At 48.2% G+C, this 20,673-nt stretch carries 22 protein-coding genes and 1 pseudogene; 18 read left to right on the top strand and 5 right to left on the bottom strand.

The window, feature by feature from the left end; genetic code table 11:
• Nucleotide 1: 1 nt before the first annotated feature.
• From glgC to C2M35_RS04915, 12 genes are all read left to right on the top strand, one after another.
• A complete protein-coding gene (glgC, locus tag C2M35_RS04975) occupies nt 2-1,294 on the top strand; it encodes a glucose-1-phosphate adenylyltransferase (protein ID WP_105199866.1) in 1,293 nt (430 codons plus the stop codon).
• Nucleotides 1,295-1,299: 5 nt separating this feature from the next.
• Complete coding sequence (locus C2M35_RS04970; protein ID WP_105264737.1) at nt 1,300-2,865, top strand: glycogen synthase; 1,566 nt, start codon at nt 1,300-1,302, stop codon at nt 2,863-2,865.
• A 432-nt stretch (nt 2,866-3,297) separates the two neighbouring features.
• Nucleotides 3,298-4,116, top strand: a complete 819-nt coding sequence (locus tag C2M35_RS04965; RefSeq protein WP_105264736.1) for a hypothetical protein — start codon at nt 3,298-3,300, stop codon at nt 4,114-4,116.
• Between the two features lie 35 nt (nt 4,117-4,151).
• Nucleotides 4,152-4,559, top strand: a complete 408-nt coding sequence (locus tag C2M35_RS04960) for a GFA family protein (RefSeq protein WP_105264735.1) — start codon at nt 4,152-4,154, stop codon at nt 4,557-4,559.
• Between the two features lie 162 nt (nt 4,560-4,721).
• Nucleotides 4,722-5,135, top strand: coding sequence for a hypothetical protein (locus C2M35_RS04955; RefSeq protein WP_105264734.1), 414 nt, complete (start codon nt 4,722-4,724; stop codon nt 5,133-5,135).
• A gap of 80 nt (nt 5,136-5,215) precedes the next feature.
• Complete coding sequence (locus C2M35_RS15645; RefSeq protein WP_158677916.1) at nt 5,216-5,764, top strand: hypothetical protein; 549 nt, start codon at nt 5,216-5,218, stop codon at nt 5,762-5,764.
• A gap of 760 nt (nt 5,765-6,524) precedes the next feature.
• Nucleotides 6,525-6,794: a hypothetical protein gene (locus tag C2M35_RS04940; protein WP_105264732.1), complete on the top strand. Its 270-nt coding sequence runs from the start codon at nt 6,525-6,527 to the stop codon at nt 6,792-6,794.
• Nucleotides 6,795-6,917: 123 nt separating this feature from the next.
• Nucleotides 6,918-7,148: an Imm32 family immunity protein gene (locus C2M35_RS04935; protein WP_105259220.1), complete on the top strand. Its 231-nt coding sequence runs from the start codon at nt 6,918-6,920 to the stop codon at nt 7,146-7,148.
• 111 nt (nt 7,149-7,259) lie between these two features.
• Nucleotides 7,260-7,685, top strand: coding sequence for a lysozyme inhibitor LprI family protein (locus C2M35_RS04930; RefSeq protein ID WP_105264731.1), 426 nt, complete (start codon nt 7,260-7,262; stop codon nt 7,683-7,685).
• A 94-nt stretch (nt 7,686-7,779) separates the two neighbouring features.
• Nucleotides 7,780-8,418, top strand: coding sequence for a class I SAM-dependent methyltransferase (locus C2M35_RS04925; protein ID WP_105264730.1), 639 nt, complete (start codon nt 7,780-7,782; stop codon nt 8,416-8,418).
• Between the two features lie 102 nt (nt 8,419-8,520).
• Nucleotides 8,521-9,855 carry a Na+/H+ antiporter NhaA gene (nhaA, locus tag C2M35_RS04920; RefSeq protein ID WP_105264729.1) on the top strand — a complete coding sequence of 445 codons (1,335 nt, stop codon included), beginning with the start codon at nt 8,521-8,523 and terminating at the stop codon, nt 9,853-9,855.
• 204 nt (nt 9,856-10,059) lie between these two features.
• Nucleotides 10,060-10,275, top strand: coding sequence for a TIGR02450 family Trp-rich protein (locus C2M35_RS04915; RefSeq protein ID WP_105264728.1), 216 nt, complete (start codon nt 10,060-10,062; stop codon nt 10,273-10,275).
• A 102-nt stretch (nt 10,276-10,377) separates the two neighbouring features.
• On the opposite strand, the gene fur is transcribed toward C2M35_RS04915, so the two are convergent.
• From fur to C2M35_RS04890, 5 genes and pseudogenes are all read right to left on the bottom strand, one after another.
• A complete protein-coding gene (fur, locus tag C2M35_RS04910; protein WP_105199873.1) occupies nt 10,378-10,821 on the bottom strand; it encodes a ferric iron uptake transcriptional regulator in 444 nt (147 codons plus the stop codon).
• A gap of 138 nt (nt 10,822-10,959) precedes the next feature.
• Nucleotides 10,960-11,486, bottom strand: a pseudogene (gene fldA, locus C2M35_RS04905) (flavodoxin FldA).
• A gap of 14 nt (nt 11,487-11,500) precedes the next feature.
• A complete protein-coding gene (gene ybfE / locus C2M35_RS04900; protein ID WP_105264727.1) occupies nt 11,501-11,779 on the bottom strand; it encodes a LexA regulated protein in 279 nt (92 codons plus the stop codon).
• A 2-nt stretch (nt 11,780-11,781) separates the two neighbouring features.
• Complete coding sequence (locus C2M35_RS04895; protein ID WP_105199876.1) at nt 11,782-12,003, bottom strand: DUF2788 domain-containing protein; 222 nt, start codon at nt 12,001-12,003, stop codon at nt 11,782-11,784.
• 124 nt (nt 12,004-12,127) lie between these two features.
• A complete protein-coding gene (locus tag C2M35_RS04890; protein ID WP_105264726.1) occupies nt 12,128-12,904 on the bottom strand; it encodes an alpha/beta fold hydrolase in 777 nt (258 codons plus the stop codon).
• Between the two features lie 188 nt (nt 12,905-13,092).
• On the opposite strand from C2M35_RS04890, the gene seqA reads away from it, so the two are divergent.
• The 6 genes from seqA to C2M35_RS04860 all read left to right on the top strand — a co-directional run bounded on the left by seqA (nt 13,093) and on the right by C2M35_RS04860 (nt 20,508).
• Entirely contained in the window at nt 13,093-13,665 is a 573-nt protein-coding gene (gene seqA / locus C2M35_RS04885; RefSeq protein WP_105259216.1) for a replication initiation negative regulator SeqA, read from the top strand.
• A 10-nt stretch (nt 13,666-13,675) separates the two neighbouring features.
• Nucleotides 13,676-15,313 carry a phosphoglucomutase (alpha-D-glucose-1,6-bisphosphate-dependent) gene (gene pgm, locus C2M35_RS04880; protein ID WP_105264725.1) on the top strand — a complete coding sequence of 546 codons (1,638 nt, stop codon included), beginning with the start codon at nt 13,676-13,678 and terminating at the stop codon, nt 15,311-15,313.
• Nucleotides 15,314-15,405: 92 nt separating this feature from the next.
• Nucleotides 15,406-16,440: a succinylglutamate desuccinylase gene (astE, locus tag C2M35_RS04875; RefSeq protein WP_199774388.1), complete on the top strand. Its 1,035-nt coding sequence runs from the start codon at nt 15,406-15,408 to the stop codon at nt 16,438-16,440.
• A 289-nt stretch (nt 16,441-16,729) separates the two neighbouring features.
• The gene (locus tag C2M35_RS04870; RefSeq protein ID WP_105199880.1) at nt 16,730-17,947 is read left to right on the top strand and encodes a thiamine pyrophosphate-dependent dehydrogenase E1 component subunit alpha; all 1,218 of its coding nucleotides are present in this window, start codon (nt 16,730-16,732) and stop codon (nt 17,945-17,947) included.
• A complete protein-coding gene (locus C2M35_RS04865; protein ID WP_105189631.1) occupies nt 17,947-18,924 on the top strand; it encodes an alpha-ketoacid dehydrogenase subunit beta in 978 nt (325 codons plus the stop codon). The genes C2M35_RS04870 and C2M35_RS04865 overlap by 1 nt, the downstream gene beginning before the upstream one ends.
• A 9-nt stretch (nt 18,925-18,933) precedes the next feature.
• Nucleotides 18,934-20,508, top strand: a complete 1,575-nt coding sequence (locus C2M35_RS04860) for a dihydrolipoyllysine-residue acetyltransferase (protein WP_105264724.1) — start codon at nt 18,934-18,936, stop codon at nt 20,506-20,508.
• Nucleotides 20,509-20,673 lie beyond the last annotated feature (165 nt).

Genomic DNA, 20,673 nt, shown 5'->3' with positions numbered 1-20,673 from the left:
TATGCCCAGTTATGCCAATCGCTATATTAGTAATCTGACCCGTGATACCTATGCGCTGATCCTCGCCGGTGGCCGAGGCTCGCGTTTGCACGAGCTAACCGACTGGCGCGCCAAGCCAGCGGTGTATTTTGGCGGCAAACACAGAATTATCGACTTTCCGCTGTCAAACTGCATAAACTCGGGTATTCGTCGCGTGGGGGTAGCAACACAATATAAGTCGCACTCGCTTATTCGCCATGTGCAGCGCGCTTGGGGGCATTTTAAAAAGGAACTGGGTGAGTCGGTGGAGATTTTACCTGCATCGCAGCGTTATGGCGACGAATGGTATTGTGGCACCGCCGATGCGGTATTCCAGAACATGGATATTATTCGCCATGAACTGCCTCGCTACGTGATGATTTTATCCGGCGACCATGTTTATCGCATGGACTACGGCGCACTGATAGCCAAGCACGTTGAAACCGGCGCCGATATGACTGTTTGTTGCATCGAGGTGGACAGCCAGGACGCTGCCAATACCTTTGGGGTGATGACGGTGGATGAACATAATCAAATTCGTCGCTTTGATGAAAAGCCCCCGGTGCCCAATGAAATTCCAGGTAAACCGGGTCGCTGTTTGGCTTCGATGGGTAACTATGTGTTTAATACCGAGTTCCTGTTTGAGCAGTTGCACAAGGATGCGCAAAACTCGGGCTCGGGCCGTGACTTCGGCCATGACATTATCCCCGCCATTATCGACCAGCATAAGGTATTTGCCTTCCCCTTTACCGACCCGAATATGTCTGGTCAGCCTTACTGGCGTGATGTGGGTACATTGGACTCTTTCTGGGAGGCGAATATGGAGTTGGTATCGCCTGAGCCAAAGCTTGACCTTTACGACCCTAGCTGGCCTATTTGGACGTATCAGGAGCAACTGCCACCGGCAAAATTTATTTTCGATGATGACGAACGCCGCGGCATGGCGGTTGACTCCACGGTTTCAGGCGGCTGTATTATTTCCGGCTCAAGGGTGCGTAAATCCCTGTTGTTCTCCAATGTCTATGTGCATTCTTACTGTGAAATTGAAGAGGCCGTGGTGCTGCCCGGAGTTGTGGTAAACCGCAATTGCCGGATCAAAAGGGCGATCATCGACCGCAGCTGTAAGATACCGGCGGGCTTACACATAGGCCTGGATCACGAGCAGGATCGCGCCAACGGTTTCAGGGTATCAACAAACGGCATCGTGCTGGTGACCAGAGATATGCTCGCGGCCTTGGCGGCCAAAACCAACAGCGGCGCGCAGCAAAGGGCCTAGTTGTTATGAGTGCAGTATTATTTGTAAGTAGTGAAAGCGCCGCCATCAGCGGCGCCAAGGTGGGCGGCGTTGCCGATGTGGTTGCCGAGGTATCAACAGCCTTGGCTCGTATCACGAGTGCATCAGCTACGTCGGTGCAGGTGGTGCTTCCTGAGTACGCCTGTCTGACACTGGCCGAGCGCACGCTTTGCGGTCAATACTCGGTGAACTTTGCCGGCCATCAATTGACCTTAAGTTTATATCGGGTGCTGGTGGCGCAGGGGGTCACTCACTATGTGCTCAGTCATCCTTGGCTTAATAGCGCCGAGGTGTATCACAATGACACGGATAATCGCCCTTTTGCTGCAGATGCCAGCAAGTTCGCATTATTTTGTTTGGGGGTGGCCGAGGCGATAAAGCAGGGTGCCTTTGGTGAACTGGATGTGCTGCATCTGCATGACTGGCACAGCGCCACCTTGGCGGTGCTAAGGGCGTTTGCGCCTCAGTATGAGTGCTTGCAAGGGTTGCGCACCGTTTATACCGTGCATAACCTGGCGCTGCAGGGCACAAGGCCATTTAGCGGCGATGAGTCATCGCTGCAAACCTGGTTTCCTTGGTTGGGTTACGACGGACAGCAAATCTGCGATCCTCACTATCAGCATTGCTATAACCCGATGCGTGCGGCCATTACTTTGTGCGATAAAATTCACCTGGTGTCGCCAACTTATGTTGAGGAAGTATTGCAACCGAGCGATCCAGAGCGGGGCTTTATCGGCGGTGAGGGCTTAGAGGGTGAGTTGCAAAAGGCCCATCAACAAGGTCGTTTGGTTGGCATATTAAACGGCTGCGATTATGAACAAGAAGCCGCTTCTTATCCGCATAAGGCGCTTTGGCCATTAACGCAGCAGGCGCTGTTTACGGCCATGGCCAAGCTGCCACAGCTGAGCAGCGGCCACTATATAGCCCATGTGCGCATGCAGCAATGGCAGCAGTTGCAAATCAAACCCTGGCTTGGTTCGGTGGGACGGGTGACGTCGCAAAAGGTCGCCTTGTTAGCGCAGCGCTTGGCGAAGCCTATGGCATCGTCAGATGGAACTTTAGTTATCGATGCGGTGCTCGATGAACTAGCCAAAGAACAAAAGCATTTTATTATGCTCGGCTCTGGCGACTCTTATTATGAGCAGCTCCTGACTCAAGCCATGGCCAGACATGATAATTTCCTTTTTATCAACGGCTTTTCCCTGGCGCTTAGTGATGCTATCTATGAGCTGTGTGAGCTCTTCTTTATGCCCAGCTCGTTTGAGCCCTGTGGTATCAGCCAGATGCTGGCCCTGCGCAGCGGTACTCCTTGTCTGGTGCACGGTGTTGGTGGCTTAAAGGACACGGTCAAAGAAGGAGAGAGCGGCTTTGTATTTAATGGCGACAGCCCAACAGAGCAAGGTGAGCAACTACTGGCGTGCCTTACTCGCGCTCTGGACATGCACAAAGATCAGCCCCAGGATTGGCAACAGCTATGCGCAAATGCCAGAGAATGTCGCTTTAGCTGGCATGAGGCCGCCAAAGCCTATTTAAGCGAGCTCTATGGCGGTTAAAGCGCTTTAGTATTGCGCAGCCATATCCTTTATTCCCGATTCTGACACCGGGGCGAACATATGCTCGGCTCGGTGTCAGAAAAAGACCTTCATCCCATATCCTCAAAAACACGGATAAGTAAAAACGTGTCAATTATGTCGTTTTGGCACGCTATGTAATACACAAAAACGGCTCGATTATGTGGTAATAAGAGATAGATTGCTGATTTTAATTGGCAAAAATAAAGTACATAGGGAGCCACGCAAGGCTCGAATAAGTGAAGGCTCGTTTTTTCTGGTTCGTTTCTAGATTGCGTGTTAACAAAACACCTGATAACTTATTGCTATTACTGAATAAAAAAGTTTATTGGTGGGCAAGGTTGAGGTTGTGGATAACTTCCTTAACCGGGAATTCGCACTAATAAGCTGTTGGGTGTTGGAAAGGAACCGTCGATGGAAATTGATGAAATCGTAAAATTAGTGCTACTTCCATTTGGCGGAGTATCTGTTGTACTCGTTGCGATGGTCGGTTGGCTTGCTCACATAAGCACCAAGAGGATTGTAGAAGGCGAACTGGCGGAACATAAATTGCAACTTGAATCATTTAAATCAGAAAGCAACAAAGAGCTCCAGTACGTAAAAGATACCGGCACCAGAGAAATTGAAGCGCTGAAAAACCAGTACACCGCGGACATTGAACGAATTAAGGCTCAGCTGCAATCAGAGTTTTTGAAATACGAAACATACACCACAATTTCAAAAGAAATTTATCAGGGGCTGTTTGCAAAAAGAGTTGAGGTATACGGCCAACTATTGAATCTAAAAAAAGAAATTGATAAGTCGATTGTAGATAATGCGGATTTTCTGGAAATTCATGATGATGATCCGTCTCCTTTTACAGATGCGGTAAAGAAAATCGGAGACGCATCTCAAGATAATCCAATGGTGCTATCTAATGAATTAGCGGAACTGTCTTCGGAGCTGGTTGAAAAGTCCAATCGCGTTTTTTCAAACGCAAAGGTGCAGTCATTTTACGCAGAAGCCCATAATCACGATGCCCAGTATGTGCATGAGATAGTCATGGAAGCTGAAAATGACGCACTAAGAAAGATGTTTGCTGAGTGTGGCGACGTTTACGAACGATGGTTTGTCCAGCTTAACGATGACGTCTCTAAAATCCGTTCCGTACTTGATTTGGCGGGTGATTTTTTAGAGAGCAAAACACTAACAAATAGCTCCAGCGGACGCGCCAAAGGCGCGCCGCTGAGCTAGGCGGTAGGCAAATATTTACATCCCACGGAGGCGAAATGTACAAAGGAAGTTGTTTGTGTGGCTTTATTCAGTTCGAGTTACATGGTGGAATTACAGATCCTATTTATTGTCATTGCTCACTATGTCGAAAAGCGAGTGGCAGTGCTTTTGCAACGAATGGATATGTAAATAAGCCAGATCTCCACCTTAATGACGCGAAAGGTACTCTTACGTATTACGAAAGTAGTGAAGGGAAACGTAAATACTTTTGTTCGACATGCGGTGCGCCAATCTATAGTTCAAACTCAGCTAAGCCGGAGAAGCTTAGAATCCGTTTAGGTGTAATCGACAGTGATATAGTTGAACGACCAATCTCGCATAACTTCAGCACATCAAAAGGGAACTGGGAAGAACTAGAAATAAACTTGCCAATGTATGAAGGGCACGAACCATCGAGAAGATAACTGGAGCAAGAAAATTTGCCTAACAAAGCGTTCAAGGCGGATTCACAACGCTTGGCATTTTTAGTTTGAATCAGCTTAAGTGTTTACGGCACAATGGCTTAGGTTGGGTGGTGGCGTTGTTCACCACTTAATGCGGCGTTAGGCAAAACAAGGAGAAAGTAGATGGATCAAATCAAAAATCGAGTAATTGCCGTAATTTTAGGTGTTGCCCTAGCTTATGCGTCGATTGCTATTGCAGGCATTGGTGCTGCAGTAGCAATACCGGCTCACATTTTAAAACCGGTTGCACAAGTATCAAGCCTCCTTGCGTTTATGCTGGTCGACTTATTCACTATCGCAGTACCGTTGGCAGCAGCATTTTTTGTGGTGGCTTTCGCCAGTAAGTTGGTAATCAGAAAGCCAGACTTTACTTTTTACGCGTTGTTGCTCGCGCCTCTGGTGTTATTGCAGCTTTATTTTGTTGCACAATCACAGCCACAGATGCTCTTTAACATAGTTACAACGCTGCCACGTTATCTGTTATTGGCTGTGTGCTTTTACTTTTTGGTTCGCAGCAGTAAGCAGGCAAATGCCTAACAAGGCCAGTCAGCAACGCCCCAACAAGTTGGGGCTTGACCTCGTTTCACTCGGCCGCTGCTGGCGGCGTTAGAAAGCCTATGAAGAATTTGAGTTACCTTTTAGCTTTGTTTTTTTTATTTGGTTGTGGAAAGAAAGAGCCTGACCCCGTTTGGGATTGGGGGTATTTACCTACGTCAGAAATATCAAACTCTAAACTGGAACAATGCGCTCACGAGTATTATCAGTCTTTTCCAATTTCGACAGATAGTGGAGAAAGTCTTAGGGTTGGACAAAGTTCTATTTCAGGCCGTTCTCATAAACACTATATTGGCTCTGGTTGTATGGTTGCTACTGTAAGCACAAGAGTCTATTTAGATGCTGGCAAACAAGCTAATAATTTTTACTCTGTTTCTGTCTTAATGCCAACTTTAGATGATAGGTGCAGGAGTGACTCTGACCTACCAGCGTGTAAGGAAAGCTCAGTTAGTCACACAGTCTTATTTTCTAGAGATATTTCAGCTAATGAGATTGGTGACTATTTTAAAAGCAAGACTATGAATCAGGTCGTAAGTTATGACGAATATAGTCGAGTTGTATCTTTTCGACTCAGAAATAAAAGCCTTGAGTATAGGATGCAGGCTTTCTAACAAAACAAATTAAAAGTGCGGACAAATAACAGTTGGCTTTGTTCGTGCCTCACAATTTTAGCCAACTATTATTAGCCGGTTACAACGGTGTTAAGTGCAAAGGAAGATCATGCACACTGAAGATTCGATTATAAAAATTTCTGATATATGTAAGGGGAACCGTATTCACCTCCCAGAGGACGCTGGAGTCTATGCGTTCTGGTGGATTGGGGATAAATCAGAACTTATGGGGGCTAACCGACATATTTCACTGAAAGGTCCGGGAGGACGATTTGTTGACGTGGAGTTAATGGACTGGTGGCCGGCTGAACTCAAGTACCCCTGTCTGTATGTGGGCAAGAGCACCAATATCAAAAAGCGCTTTTCTTTGCATTTAAAGAGAGGCTCGGCTGGGCGTCTACACAATATCCCCCGAAATAATAGAAAGCAAAGGCCCGTAACGACATCGTGCCAGGTTCGCTATGGAATAGAGCACACGTTCAAAGCCCATCAGGCGCCACTAGATATCATCAATATAAAGCTAGGCTTTTCCTATTCTACTAACTTCTCGCAAAATGCTATTGCTGAGCGGTTTTATACGGAGGATCGGTTGATCGGAATATGGAGGCCTTGGTTTAACGTTGATTCTGAGCGTTAGCGCACTTAACAATCGGCTGCACCGGAAAAATTTCCGCTGTCATCTTTTGTGCATGAAAACGCACAAAAGTCGCCATCACAAAGTTACCCGGTGAGCCGGGCGTTATATGCCAAGGGGGATGGCGTGAAAAATTTCATTATTGGTTGTTTTGTTGGAATTCTATTTTGCTCTATTGCTTTCTATTTCGTGCTAAAACAAGAGCAAGAAAACAAATTCAAGCTAGGTCAAACTCATGGGTTTGTTCATGGTCAGTCGAAAACAATAGAATTGTTATCACCATATTTGCCAGCCGTTTCCTCAGCAGAAGAAGTTCAGGTACTTTTCTCAGTCAAAACTACAGATATAGTGTTGTATAAGGAAAGCGGTAAACAAACCATCGGTATCCGCGAGTAGTTGGCATATAGCAAGGCAGTTTAACAAAGGACACAAAACAGCAGGCTTGTGCTCCTTCGTCGCTAATTTTAGCCTGCTATTTTGTGCCGTTTACGGCAAGCGTTATATAGCTAGGAAGCATTGATGAAAATTTATGGATATGCGAAAGCAAATCAAAATGAGCTATTAGAATTATCTGAAGTCACAATAAGCTCAAACCCTGAAACATTAAGAACGATAGCTTCATTTATAAATAAAATGGCTCAAGAAATCGAAGAAAAAGGAGTCGATTTTGAGCATGAGCATTTTAAGGATTATATAGAAGAACTTAACCAAGAATCTCCAGATATAATTGTACATTCAAACGCTATATAACAAGCTGTTTGTGGATGGGACTCGTACTGGTTTGCTCGGGTTCGTTTTTCACCAAGTATGGCAAGCCAATACTCGCCCCATAGCAAGGCGTTATACGCACATGGAGAAGCAATGAAACAATTAGTGCCCCTGTTACTTTTTATCCCTTTGTTCGCTTTCGCTGAGGAAGCAGTAGACTGTGAAAAAGCGTGGACGACACTCGCGATTAACCAGTGTATGCATAAAGCTCTGGTGGCGGCTGAGAAGGCAATGGCTAAGTACTTGGCGAAGAGTCTAGAGAGATATGCACAAGACAATGTATCAGCAACAGCAATTCAAAAAGGCCAGGACGCCTGGTTGAGTTATCGCGAAGCACATTGTGGAGCAGTTTATGACACTTGGCGTGATGGCACCATAAGGACTGCTATGGGACTGGGTTGCAAATTAGAATTAACTCATCAAAGAACGGCTGTTTTGTGGCAATCATTTTTAACTTATGTTGATTCAACCCCCCCTTTGCTTCCCGAGCCTAACTCATATGAACCAAAGTCATATTAAAAGTGCACATAACAGGTGCCGAAACCAAAGGACGCCAAACAGCGAGCCTGTGCTACTTTTGATGGGGAAGACCAATTTCATTCTGGAGGGGTAAGTGCAAGAGTTTGATAGAAAGGCTCATTGGCAAAACGTCTATGAGCACAAAGAAGCGACTGAAGTCAGCTGGTTTCAAGCAAAGCCGGTCCTCTCCCTTGAGCTCATAGCCAACAGTCATCTCGAACTCTCTGCTCCGATCATAGACGTAGGTGGGGGAGCGTCGGTGCTGGTCGATCAACTGCTTGATCAGGGGTACACAAATCTTACCGTACTGGATATATCCGGTGCGGCATTGGCTAAATCGGCAAAGCGTCTGGGAGAAAAAGCCGGCGCGGTCAATTGGTTTGAGTCTGACGTTACCGCTTTCTCGCCGGATAGTCAGGTTGCACTTTGGCACGACCGGGCGGTGTTCCACTTCTTAACGGACGCTGCAGAGCGTCAGCGTTACGTGGGGGCGTTGAAAAAAGCGCTGCGCCTGGGCGGTCATCTAATTATTGCTGCTTTTGCAATCGGTGGCCCTGAAAAATGCAGCGGATTGCCTATAGTTCAATATGATGCTGCAAAGCTGATAGCCGAGCTTGGGCCGGAGTTCAGGCTGCTTGAGGAGCGAATAGAGGAGCATATCACCCCGGCCCAAAGGGTGCAGAAATTTGCCTATTTCCGCTTTGAGCGTATCGTAGAAAACGAAATATATTAAGTGCTTGCAGGCGAAGTTTGACCCGCTGCGCATCCTTACTTTCACAAGGGCAGATCGCCTCTGAACCTCGGCGTTGGCCCTTGACAGTCGGAACGACTTCTTATGGGTACAGGTAAGCAAGACAATTCAGGAGTCACCCGATTACCGAAGGAATTTGCTGATCGGCTGACCAACCCCTTTGCGCGCTTCTTGCGTATTGAGTCAGCGGGTGGGGCCATTCTTCTATTTTTCACTGTTGCCGCACTCATTGTATCCAACTCACCGTGGGCTGACTCGTTCGAACACGTATGGGAGACACAGATAGGTCTTCAGCTTGGTTCATTCGAGTTTGCCCGTTCACTGCGGGAATGGATCAATGATGGCCTGATGACGCTGTTTTTCTTTCTTGTCGCATTGGAACTTAAGCGGGAGTTGGTTCTCGGCGAGTTGAGCAAGCCCCGCATGGCCGCGTTATCCATAGTCGCTGCGCTGGGCGGTATGATCGTTCCCGCTGCGATCTATCTGGCACTGCAATCAGGACAACCCGGCCAGCATGGATGGGGCACTGTCATGGCAACTGACACAGCGTTTGTTATCGGTTGCCTCGCCCTGCTTGGCTCACGCGTTCCTCAAAGCTTAAGGGTGTTTATGCTGTCGTTAGCGATTGTTGACGATATCGGCGCCATACTGGTCGTCGCAATCGGCTACAGCAGTGATATTGCCTGGTGGCCCTTGGTGATGGCTGCGCTTGGCCTAGTGAGTATCCGCGCAATTGCAATGCTCGGTTTTCGTGGTTTTCCTCTGTACTTTCTCGTGGGCCTGGTTATCTGGCTTGCCGTGGATGCATCCGGGATCCACGCTACCATCACAGGCGTGATGCTCGGCCTGATGACGCCGGCGCGTCGATGGGTCAGCGATAAGCGGTTGTACGCGATATTGGGTCAGGTTATTGCGCATCCAGCAAGCAGTGAAAGCAGCGGCGATACCAAGGATCGACAAACATTACAGATGGCCGAAATTGCCGTGCGTGAAACGCTATCTCCAGTGGAGCGTCTGGAGATGGCGCTACATCCCTGGGTTGGTTTTTTCATCATGCCCCTGTTCGCATTTGCGAACTCTGGATTGCCACTCACGTTCAGCGAAGTAGAAAGCTTGCTCGCAGTGGCGATTTTCCTAGGCTTCGTGCTTGGTAAGCCTATTGGTATCCTGTTGTTCTGTTGGCTGGCTATACGTTTGCACATCGCCATTCGCCCGCCTGAACTTAGCTGGAGGGTATTGGCCGGGGGGAGCCTGCTCGCCGGGATCGGCTTCACCATGGCGCTGTTCATTGCGAACATAGCTTTCGATAAGAGCCTGATTGACAGTGCTAAGCTGGGAATCTTCCTCGCATCCGTTTTCTCTGCGGTGGCTGGGCTTGCTCTTTTGATGCGGTTGCCTGTACGTGTAGAAACTCCTTGAGTGTGTCACAAATGGCAGCGCTTTATACCCGTTTGGAACGGTGATAAAGGATGCAGTTTATGTTGTTATTGGCGCTGAAAAAGACGTGAAAAATATCGCGCCTTTTAACTTTAACTTTCTGTGTCCTCAATTACTGAACTTTATTCTTAAGACCTTCGTAAAACACGTTGTTTGCAAATACAGTCACAATGTTATGGAGTGGGCATGAATCGCATTAACCCGGCTAAATTACACCATAGTAAGTGGACAGCAGTTAAGCCGATGAATCGAGAAAAGCATTTCTTAGTATCAGAAATTGAGTTCGACGAGGAGGGTTCTGTGATTTCCTGTAAATTGGAAGCGGTTCTGTCCAAGAACGAGTATTTAATAGACTGGACTGAATTGAAAAGCCAAGAGCAATGGCTTCAGGGTTGGAAATAACCGTAACCCTCGCAAAACACCTTAATGCCGCATTATCAACATCTTAAAAGCAGGCACAAAAAAGCCTGCGTTGGGCAGGCTTAATGTGAGTGAAAAGGGCGTTTAGCCGTTTTCTAACGCGTATTGCTTACAGGCATCCGTGTCCACACATTCGCCATACAGGTAAAGTGAGTGGTTGGTCAATTTAATGCCATTGCTGTGGGCGATTTCAAGCTGACGCTGTTCGATCATCTCGTCTTCGAATTCGATTACGCGACCACATTTTAAACACACCAGGTGATCGTGGTGGGTCGAGCCGGCAAGTTCAAACACTGATTTGCCGCCTTCAAAGTGGTGGCGGGTAACGATGCCGGCATCGTCAAACTGGTTTAGGACGCGATACACAGTTGCCAGACCGATTTCTTCACTGTTATCGAGCAGGATTTTATAGACATCCTCGGCGCTGATATGTTGGTTATCAGGGCATTGGAGGATCTCCAAAATTTTAATCCGCGGAAGCGTGACCTTGAGGCCTGCTTTTTTGAGCTCTAGGTTATGATCAGTCATTCAACTTGTTCTCAATTATGATTCTTTTTTGTGCACCTGAGGCGGACTTTGCCTTGGTGCGCGCGACGCATTTAAAAATTAACAATAACGTGCTTCGAGGGCAAGTGTAAAGCCAAGTTAAACTTGCCCAGCAAAGACTTAGTCAGCTAATTCGGCCAGGCACATTTCTTCATGAATTTGTGCGCACCACTGCTTCACGCGTTGCTCGGTAAGCTCTGGCTGGCGGTCTTCGTCGATACCCAGGCCCACAAAGTGGTTGTCATCAATCATGCCTTTTGACGCTTCGAAGTCATAACCTTCGGTAGACCAGTGACCGACAACGATGGCACCACGCTCGGTGATGATGTCGTTGATCATGCCCATGGCGTCAAGGAAGTACTCGGCATAGTCTTCCTGATCACCACAACCGAAGATGGCGCAAAGTTTACCTTCAAAGTCGATGGCTTCTAGTTCAGGGAAAAAGTCATCCCAGTCACACTAGCTTCACCATAGTACCAAGTAGGGATACCAAATAGCAGCAGGTCAAACTCTGCGATCTCTTCTTTACTACTTTTTGCGATATCGTGCACGGCGACCAATTTCTTGCCGAGCTCTTTTTGGATCATTTTTGCTACGTGTTCAGTGTTACCCGTGTCGCTACCAAAAAATATACCTACACTTGCCATGAATAAATAACCTTTTATGTATCTATAGCCAATCGTTCTTGCAAAATGGTTTCAATCAACGCACTGCGGCTAATATTTTGCGCATCCGCCATATCGTTTAGTGCTTGATACAGCTGTGATGAAACTTTAAATTCGACGCGTTTTAAGCCTCGCGCTTTATCGCGCTTAAGCTGATTTCGCTTATTTACTTTTAACTGTAACTCCCGTGGGAGCGGGTTTGTTTTCGGACGACCCGGACGTCGCTCGTACTCGAATAAATCAAGTGTCGTTCTATCTAGCTCTGACTTGGCCATGGTTAACCCACACCTGCTCCTTGCCAAAACACCTGGATCAGGCCCTTAGCGATAAAGCCGGAACAGCCTAAAAATAATACAAGCCATACCACGTAGCGGCCAAATTTAGGCACATTGCCTTTTTTCAAAACGTCTTGAATAGCCATGCCGATAAAGAAGAAGATGCCAGCAAGGCCAAAATATAACCCAAGGGTATCCAGTCCATTTATAAATTGGTCGACCATTTACTGCTACCTATTTGGAAAACGGCGCGCATTGTAGCACATAAAAAATGAATAATTTAGGCATAATGCGCGTTTCGACTCACATCAGTATAGTGCCTTTAGCACTTTAATTTATTGATATGGATTAACGAGTTAAAAAATCAACTATGGACTTATTAACCGCCACCGGTTTTTCCGCGTGCAACCAGTGCCCAGCACCTTGAATCACCTTGGCCTTGGCCTTGGGAAACAAGCGCATAATCTCATCGCGGTGCGCGGCTTCGATATAATCGGAGTCACCGCCCTTGATAAAGAGTGTATCGCACAAACAAGAATCATTTGCAACTGGAGTTCCGAGGATTTGTGGGTATTCTGCACTGAGAACTGGCAGGTTAAATTGCCAGTTCAGCGTCCCGGCGTCTGTTTTACTTAAACTCTTGGCCAAAAACTGGCGCACGCCCATGGCATCTATATATTCGCTCATCAGTACATCGGCTTCACTGCGCGAGTGTACGGCGCTGTTGGCCACCGCCTGTAATGCTTTAAAGATGGCGTCATGACGGGAGTGATAGGCAACCGGCGCAATGTCTAAAACCACAAGCTTATCAACGCATTCGGGTTTAGTGAGCGCGACCTGCATGGCGACTTTACCGCCCATGGAGTGGCCAACCAAATGCGCTTTTTCAATGCCCAGGTGTGCGAGCAGGGCGATAATGTCATCGGCCATGGCCGGATAATTCATATCCTTGCTATGGAATGAACGGCCGTGGTTGCGCACATCCACATTAACTACATGAAAGTGTTCACCCAGTGCCCGGGCAACCACCTTTAAATTGTCGAGTGAGCCAAACAGGCCATGGATAACGATAACGCTCGGTGCCTGTGTGGCACTTAATCCGCTTTGTTCATAATTAAGTAACATAGATATGCCAATTTGGGGTTAGAAAAACGCAGGAATTGTGCCCGAGCTAAGGGCCTTTTTGCAACCTTGATGGTGATTCAACAGGCATGATAATGCCGATATGATGATCTGTATGCCCTAGCTTATTCACTTAACTTGGGTATAATTCTGCCATGCGTGAAAGACACGGCAGTAATGACAGGAATATCATGAAAAAAATAGAAATAGACGACGAGCTATATCAATATATCGCCAGTAACACCCAAAGTATTGGCGAGAGTGCCTCCACTATTTTGCGTCGTTTATTGAATCTGCACAATGCCGGTGCCGACTCGGTCCCAGCGCCCGCAACGCCAGTTGCCTCGACAGACAAGCCATCTATGGCAACGACCGAAACAGCCTCACCTGCACCAAGTGCACCAGCAAAAGAGCAGGCCAGTGATCAGGGCTCTGTATTCGATATTCTGAATAAAGAAGAGCTGGCGATGCAAAAAGGTGTGGTGGGTCGCTTCTTATTTATTCTGGCAGCGTTTCATCGCAGTCATAAGGGCACCTTTGAGCGTGTTTTGAATATCAAGGGTCGTGATCGTCGCTACTTTGCTACCAGCAAAGAAGAGCTCCAAGCCAGCGGCAGCAGCCTGAATCCAAAGAATATAGACGACAGCCCCTACTGGGTCATGACCAACTCCAACACCACGCGCAAGAAAATGATGCTGCATGAAGTGGCGTTGGAACTAGGTTATAGCAAAGAACAAGCTGAAATCATTCGCGACTATCTATAAGGAACCAAGCATGGCCGTTCACCCAAACGCTGGAAAAACCGCTCCTCAGTCAGAGCTAATTAATGTGCCTAAACTGATGAGTGCGTATTATTTGCACGAGCCCGATGTTGAGCAATACCCTGAACAGCGTGTGGCATTTGGTACCTCGGGCCATCGTGGCTGCTCCTTAAATACCCAGTTTAATGAATCGCATATTCTCGCCATTACCCAGGCTATTTGCGATTACCGTAAACAAAACAATATCTTTGGTCCCTTGTTCCTAGGCAAAGACACCCATGCCTTGTCAGAGGCGGCGTTTAATTCCGCCATTGAGGTCTTGGTTGCCAATGAAGTGCAGATTATTACCCAGGAAGGGGAAGACTACACGCCAACGCCGGTGATAAGCCACGCCGTGGTCAGCCATAACAATGCGCACCCAAGCGAATTAGCCGATGGCATAGTGGTGACGCCGTCACACAATCCTCCTGAGGATGGTGGCTTTAAATACAACCCGCCTAACGGCGGCCCGGCGGACACAGAAATCACCAAATGGATTGAAGACAGAGCGAATCAACTGCTGGCGGAAGACCTGGTTGAAGTCGAGCTGTTTCCTTATGTAAAGGCGGTGCGTTCCGGTTTTATCAAGTATGTGGACCTGCAAACCCCGTATGTCGAAGATCTTGTCAACGTTGTGGACATGCAGGCTATCGCCAAATCTGGCATTAGCTTAGGCATTGACCCGCTGGGTGGCTCGGGTATCAATTACTGGCCGCTAATCGCCAAACACTATGGTCTGAACCTGACCGTAGTGAACGATGTAGTTGACCCGCGTTTTGCCTTTATGCCGCAAGACAAGGACGGCAAAATCCGTATGGATTGCTCGTCACCTTACGCCATGACCAATCTTATCGGCCTTAAAGATAAATTCGATATCGGTATAGGCAACGATCCGGACTATGACCGTCACGGCATAGTGACCAAAGATGGTTTGATGAACCCTAACCACTTCCTGGCGGTGGCTATCGACTACCTGTTAACGCACCGTGATTGGCCGGCAGACGTTAAAGTGGGTAAAACCCTGGTATCAAGTGCCATAATCGACAAGGTGGTGGCCAGCCATGGCAAAGAGCTGGTTGAAGTGCCGGTGGGCATGAAATGGTTTGTAGAGGGTCTGCACAGCAGTGCTTTATGTTTTGGCGGTGAAGAAAGTGCCGGCGCGGCGTTTTTACGCATCGACGGCTCGGTGTGGTGTACGGATAAAGACGGCTTTATCATGGGCCTGTTGGCCGCTGAGATCTTGGCGGTAACCGGCAAATCGCCGTCGCAGTATTATCGCGACTTGGTCGCCAAGTTTGGTGAGCCGCTTTACAAACGCATCGATGCTCCTGCAAATTCTGAGCAAAAACAAAAACTTAAAGAACTTAGTGGGGATGATATCAAGGCCACCGAGTTGGCTGGCGAACTTATCATCGCTAAGTTGACCGAAGCGCCGGGCAATCATGCCGCTATCGGTGGCCTTAAGGTGGTCACCGAAAACGGTTGGTTTGCGGCGCGACCTTCGGGCACCGAAGATATCTATAAAATCTACTTTGAATCCTTTAAGGGTGAGCAGCATTTGGCGCAATTAGAACAAGCGGCCGTTGAGCTGGTTAACGCCAGCATTGCTTAATCCCAATTTTTATATAAAGCCAGTCGTTTGACTGGCTTTTTGCTATCTAAACTTTGCCACCAGGCGGTGGCAGCACATCGAGAAGGTGTATTATGTATTTACAACGTCTTCAGCAAAGTGGCGACTTCCTCGGCATTACCCGAGAAAATGAATTCACTTTGGCGCCAGAGCAGTTCACTCTTGATAATGGCACTCATGTAAAGGTCCTTGACACTGGGGTGATCCAATTCGAGCCGAAGGACTATGGCCACAAGGATTTTATCTTCTCCAGCGCCGTGCACGGCAACGAAACCGCGCCCATTGAAATCTGCGATCAGCTGATCCGCGCCATTATTGACGGTACCTTGGAATTGACTCATCGCGTAATGTTTATCTTTGGCAATCCCAAGTCCATTAATATTGGCGAGCGTTTTGTTGATGAAAACCTTAACCGCCTGTTTTGTGGCAAACACAGTGTTGGCGAGGAAACCAACCCAGAGCGTGAGCGTGCGAAAAAGCTCGAAGAATATGTGGAAGGGTTTTTTACAGCGCCAGGCGAGGGCCGTTATCGCGCCCATTATGACCTGCATACCGCTATTCGCGACTCAAAAAATGAAAAGTTTGCCGTTTACCCCTATTTACACGGCAAACCGCACAAGCGCGAACAGCTGCAGTTCTTACTAAGCTGTGGCGTACAAACAGTATTGCTGATGGCCGAGCCAGCCTCTACCTTTAGCTATTTCTCATCGCGTCACTTTGGTGCCGATGCCTTTACCATTGAATTGGGTAAGGTGCGCCCATTTGGTGAAAACGATATGGCCCGCTTTGAAAAGACCAAGGTGACCTTGGCGAACTTGATCAGCCAAAATGAGGTGAGCTATCCGCCACTGCGCGCAGAAGACGTTGAGCTATTCTCTGTGTATCGCACCATTAATCGCCATCATGAAGACTTCTCCTTCACCTTTTCTGACGATGTGCCTAACTTCACGGGCTTTGCTAAAGGTGAGTTACTTGGCCACGACGGTGGTGAAGAAATACGCGCCGAAGTTGAGGGAGAAGCCATTATTTTCCCTAACGCTAAGGTGGCCATGGGGCAGCGTGCTTTGCTGACCGTTATCCCCACCGAATTGTCCGACGAATTTATCTGATCTGACCACTTCGCCTCATAATATCCAACTATTACAGTGTGTTATGAGGCGTACACCGAACTTGCCAACCCCATGTTATGAATGATGCAATTATTCGACTATGATTAGTTGAATAAGCCTTTACGTTGACGTAAAGTGGCGGCAGCATAATTTAAACTAGGCACCATGTGTAGAAATATTATTCTGCATATTCACTGCGGTTGAATTGTTTATTTCAATTTTTCGCCCACGCAGAAGCCACAATAACAAACCTGTGCCTAGTGACATGACAACAAGAGAAGGGAAGGTTATGACTAACCCCAATAACGTTTCGTTGAATATCAGTCACGAACTAGCGTTCATTGACAGCCACGCGCTTAATATACCCACTTACCGTGTCCTTAATGAACAAGGTACTGTAAGCGAAGGCGCCACCGTGCCTGAAATCGATCAAGATACGGCACTAAAAATTTATGACACCATGCGCTTTATCCGCGCCCTGGATGAGCGTATGCAAGCGGCACAACGTCAAGGTCGTGTTAGCTTCTATATGCAGTGTCTAGGTGAAGAAGCGGCGGTTACCGCCAGTGCTGCGGCTTTGGATGATAACGACATGATCATGGCGCAATACCGCGAGCAAGCGGCGCTGCGTTACCGTGGTTTTACCCTAGAACAGTTTATGAACCAGATGTTCTCTAACGAGCTGGACCTGGGTAAGGGCCGTCAGATGCCTATCCACTATGGTTCAAATGAACTGAACTATATGACCATCTCTTCGCCGCTGGGCACACAAATTCCGCAAGCGAGCGGTTATGCTTACGGCCAGAAAATTAAGCATATCAATAAGCAAAGTGGCGAGCTTGATAGCGAAATCGATAACATCACCATTTGTTACTTTGGTGAAGGTGCGGCCTCAGAGGGCGACTTCCACGCCGGTCTGAACATGGCGGCGGTACATAAAGCACCGGTGATCTTCTTCGCCCGTAACAATGGCTATGCGATTTCTACGCCTGCGGAAGAGCAATTTGCCGGTGACGGTATTGCCTCACGCGGTGTCGGTTATGGCATTAAAACCATTCGTGTTGACGGTGGTGATGCCCTTGCCGTGTATGCAGCGACTAAAGCGGCGCGCGATCACGCCACTAAAACCGGTGAGCCTGTGCTTATCGAGTCTTTGGCGTATCGTTTGGGTGCACACTCAACGTCGGATGATCCAAGTGGTTACCGCTCGAAAGATGAAGAAGCAAGCTACCGCGAAAATTGCCCGGTGGCCCGTTTCCGTACCTGGCTTGTGGCTCAGGGTTGGTTAAACGAGCAAGAAGACGAGCAGGTGAAAGAGCAGGTACGTGAGCAGATTCTTGATGCCCTTAAGGTTGCAGAGAAAGTAGCTAAGCCACCGCTTGAAGATTTGATCAGCGATGTGTATGACACGCCAATTCCAAGCCTGCAGGCGCAATATGAGCAATTAAAATCTCATATTAAGAAGTACCCGGACGCTTACCCAATTACAGCAGGGAGAATCAAATAATGAAAACAATGAATATGCTCCATGCCATTAACTCAGCCCTGGATATCACCATGGCCGAGAATGACCACGCCTGTATTTTTGGTGAAGACGTGGGTTATTTCGGCGGTGTGTTCCGCGCCACTTCTGGCCTGCAGGAAAAATACGGTAAGCACCGTGTTTTCAACACACCGCTAACCGAGCAGGGTATTGCCGGTTTTGCCAATGGTTTGGCCGCATTCGGTGCGCCGGCCATTGCCGAAATTCAATTTGCCGATTATATCTTCCCGGCCTTTGACCAAATCGTTAACGAGTCGGCTAAGTTCCGCTACCGCAGCGGTAATGAATTTAATGTGGGTAACCTGACCATACGTACTCCGTACGGCGGTGGTATTGCCGGTGGTTTGTACCACTCGCAATCACCTGAAGCGTATTTTGCCCATACTCCGGGTCTGAAAATCGTTGTGCCACGCGACCCGTATCAGGCCAAGGGCCTACTGCGTGCGGCCATTAAAGACGATAACCCAGTGATCTTCTTTGAGCCTAAGCGCCTATACCGTGCTTCGGTAGGTGAAGTACCGGAAGAGGATTACAGCATCGAACTTGGCAAGGCCGAGGTTGTGCAAGAAGGTAAAGACGTAACCGTGCTGGCCTGGGGTGCACAGATGGAAATCATCAGTGCTGCTGCCGAGAAAGCCAAAGAGCAGGGCATTAGCGTTGAACTAATCGACCTTCGCAGCATCTTGCCTTGGGATGTCGAAACCGTTGCCAACTCGGTGAAGAAGACCGGCCGTTTGGTGGTCAGCCACGAAGCGCCTATTACCAATGGTTTTGGTGCCGAAATTGTTGCCACCATCCAGCAAGAGTGTTTCTTACACCTGGAGTCGCCGATTGCGCGTGTATGTGGTCTTGATACTCCATATCCGTTGGCATTAGAAAAAGAATATATCCCAGATGCCTTAAAGGTATTCGAGGCGATTAAAAACGCGGTTGAGTTTTAAGGGGCTGACATGGCTAAAGATTTTATCCTACCAGATATCGGCGAAGGTATCGTCGAGTGTGAAGTGGTTGAATGGCTTGTTGCCGTGGGCGATGTGGTTAAAGAAGACCAGCCAATTTGTGACGTAATGACGGACAAGGCGCTGGTTCAGATCCCTGCGGTACATGATGGCGTGATCACAGAGCTTTACTATGCCAAGGGCGATATCGCCAAGGTGCATGCCCCCTTGTTTGCCATGGATGTGGCCGGTGAGGAAAGCAGCGCAGCTGCAGCACCGGTTGCCGAACAAGCGACTGAAGCAGCACCTGCGGCTCAAAGCGCTTCCCAAGGTGGTCACCAAGGTGGCGCCCTTGAAGACTTTATTCTGCCGGATATCGGTGAAGGTATCGTCGAGTGTGAAGTGGTTGAGTGGCTTATCAGCGAAGGCGATGAGATCAAAGAAGACCAGCCCGTTTGTGACGTAATGACCGATAAGGCTTTGGTACAGATCCCCGCCAAGTACGATGGCAAGGTGATGAAGCTGTATTACCAAAAAGGTGATATTGCCAAGGTGCACAGCCCATTATTCCAGATGGAAATCGCCGGTTCATCAGCGAATGCTGCAAACACTGCTGCGGCTCCCGCTGTTCAAGCAGCCGCACCAGCACAAACAGCCAATGCCGATAAGCCATCAAGCGAACCTGTAGCCCAAGGTAAAGCCCTGGCTTCACCTGCGGTGCGCCGTCGTGCGCGTGAACTGGATGTGGATATCAGCACGGTTCCTGGCTCAGGCAAAAATGGTCGTGTATTCAAAGAAGATATCGAGCGCTTTATTGCCGGTGGTGCATCCGCTAAGCCTGCAGAGCAAGCAAGCGCAGCGCCTGCAGCTGTGGTAAGCGGTGGTACACGGGTCGAGCCGATTAAGGGCATGAAGGCGGCAATGGCCAAGCAGATGGTGCGCTCGGTGTCGACTATTCCGCATTTCACCTACAGTGATGAAATCGATTTGACCGATCTGATCGCCCTGCGCGGTGGCCTAAAAGATGAGTATAAGCAACAAGGTGTGAAACTCACCATGATGCCATTCTTCATCAAGGCATTGTCATTGGCGATGAAGGAATTCCCGATCCTCAATGCCCAGGTGAATGATGATTGCACCGAATTAACGTATTTTGACGATCACAACATTGGTATGGCCGTTGACTCTAAATTGGGTCTATTGGTACCAAACGTGAAGCAGGTACAGAACAAGTCTATTGTTGATGTGGCTAACGAAGTAACGCGTCTTACGGACAGCGCCCGTGAAGGTCGTGTAGCGCCGGCGGATCTTAAGTCTGGCACCATTTCGATTTCGAATATCGGCGCCATCGGCGGTACTACGGCGACGCCTATTATCAACAAGCCTGAGGTGGCGATTGTGGCCCTGGGTAAGCTGCAGCATTTGCCGCGCTTTAACGCCAAGGGCGAAGTTGAGGCTCGTGCCATTATGCAGGTTAGCTGGTCTGGCGACCACCGCGTAATCGATGGCGGCACCATTGCCCGCTTCAACAACTTGTGGAAAGACTACCTAGAGCAACCGACAAAAATGTTGATGGCGATGAGTTAAAACTGGTCTAACCAGTTGTTCCTGTTATGAAAAACCAGCTTCGGCTGGTTTTTTTTATGCGAGGATTGAATTATCATCTCATAAGCCTTTGTTCTTAAGGTAAATATGCGAGCTAGAAACTAATTCGCACATTGGAATTAACAATAATATATAGGATCTGCTATG

Source organism: Pseudoalteromonas sp. T1lg76 (assembly GCF_002964725.1).
Classification (GTDB): Bacteria; Pseudomonadota; Gammaproteobacteria; order Enterobacterales; family Alteromonadaceae; genus Pseudoalteromonas.
The sequence above is the reverse complement of the archived record's forward strand: the minus strand, read 5'-3'. Positions and strand labels throughout refer to the sequence as shown.

What these genes read in the sequence shown, in the direction of transcription:
- glgC (WP_105199866.1), top strand. Translation starts at nt 2, where the DNA reads ATGCCCAGTTATGCCAATCGCTATATTAGTAATCTGACCCGTGATACC.
- C2M35_RS04970 (WP_105264737.1), top strand. Translation starts at nt 1,300, where the DNA reads ATGAGTGCAGTATTATTTGTAAGTAGTGAAAGCGCCGCCATCAGCGGC.
- C2M35_RS04965 (WP_105264736.1), top strand. Translation starts at nt 3,298, where the DNA reads ATGGAAATTGATGAAATCGTAAAATTAGTGCTACTTCCATTTGGCGGA.
- C2M35_RS04960 (WP_105264735.1), top strand. Translation starts at nt 4,152, where the DNA reads ATGTACAAAGGAAGTTGTTTGTGTGGCTTTATTCAGTTCGAGTTACAT.
- C2M35_RS04955 (WP_105264734.1), top strand. Translation starts at nt 4,722, where the DNA reads ATGGATCAAATCAAAAATCGAGTAATTGCCGTAATTTTAGGTGTTGCC.
- C2M35_RS15645 (WP_158677916.1), top strand. Translation starts at nt 5,216, where the DNA reads ATGAAGAATTTGAGTTACCTTTTAGCTTTGTTTTTTTTATTTGGTTGT.
- C2M35_RS04935 (WP_105259220.1), top strand. Translation starts at nt 6,918, where the DNA reads ATGAAAATTTATGGATATGCGAAAGCAAATCAAAATGAGCTATTAGAA.
- C2M35_RS04930 (WP_105264731.1), top strand. Translation starts at nt 7,260, where the DNA reads ATGAAACAATTAGTGCCCCTGTTACTTTTTATCCCTTTGTTCGCTTTC.
- nhaA (WP_105264729.1), top strand. Translation starts at nt 8,521, where the DNA reads ATGGGTACAGGTAAGCAAGACAATTCAGGAGTCACCCGATTACCGAAG.
- C2M35_RS04915 (WP_105264728.1), top strand. Translation starts at nt 10,060, where the DNA reads ATGAATCGCATTAACCCGGCTAAATTACACCATAGTAAGTGGACAGCA.
- fur (WP_105199873.1), bottom strand. Translation starts at nt 10,821, where the DNA reads ATGACTGATCATAACCTAGAGCTCAAAAAAGCAGGCCTCAAGGTCACG.
- ybfE (WP_105264727.1), bottom strand. Translation starts at nt 11,779, where the DNA reads ATGGCCAAGTCAGAGCTAGATAGAACGACACTTGATTTATTCGAGTAC.
- C2M35_RS04895 (WP_105199876.1), bottom strand. Translation starts at nt 12,003, where the DNA reads ATGGTCGACCAATTTATAAATGGACTGGATACCCTTGGGTTATATTTT.
- C2M35_RS04890 (WP_105264726.1), bottom strand. Translation starts at nt 12,904, where the DNA reads ATGTTACTTAATTATGAACAAAGCGGATTAAGTGCCACACAGGCACCG.
- seqA (WP_105259216.1), top strand. Translation starts at nt 13,093, where the DNA reads ATGAAAAAAATAGAAATAGACGACGAGCTATATCAATATATCGCCAGT.
- pgm (WP_105264725.1), top strand. Translation starts at nt 13,676, where the DNA reads ATGGCCGTTCACCCAAACGCTGGAAAAACCGCTCCTCAGTCAGAGCTA.
- astE (WP_199774388.1), top strand. Translation starts at nt 15,406, where the DNA reads ATGTATTTACAACGTCTTCAGCAAAGTGGCGACTTCCTCGGCATTACC.
- C2M35_RS04870 (WP_105199880.1), top strand. Translation starts at nt 16,730, where the DNA reads ATGACTAACCCCAATAACGTTTCGTTGAATATCAGTCACGAACTAGCG.
- C2M35_RS04865 (WP_105189631.1), top strand. Translation starts at nt 17,947, where the DNA reads ATGAAAACAATGAATATGCTCCATGCCATTAACTCAGCCCTGGATATC.
- C2M35_RS04860 (WP_105264724.1), top strand. Translation starts at nt 18,934, where the DNA reads ATGGCTAAAGATTTTATCCTACCAGATATCGGCGAAGGTATCGTCGAG.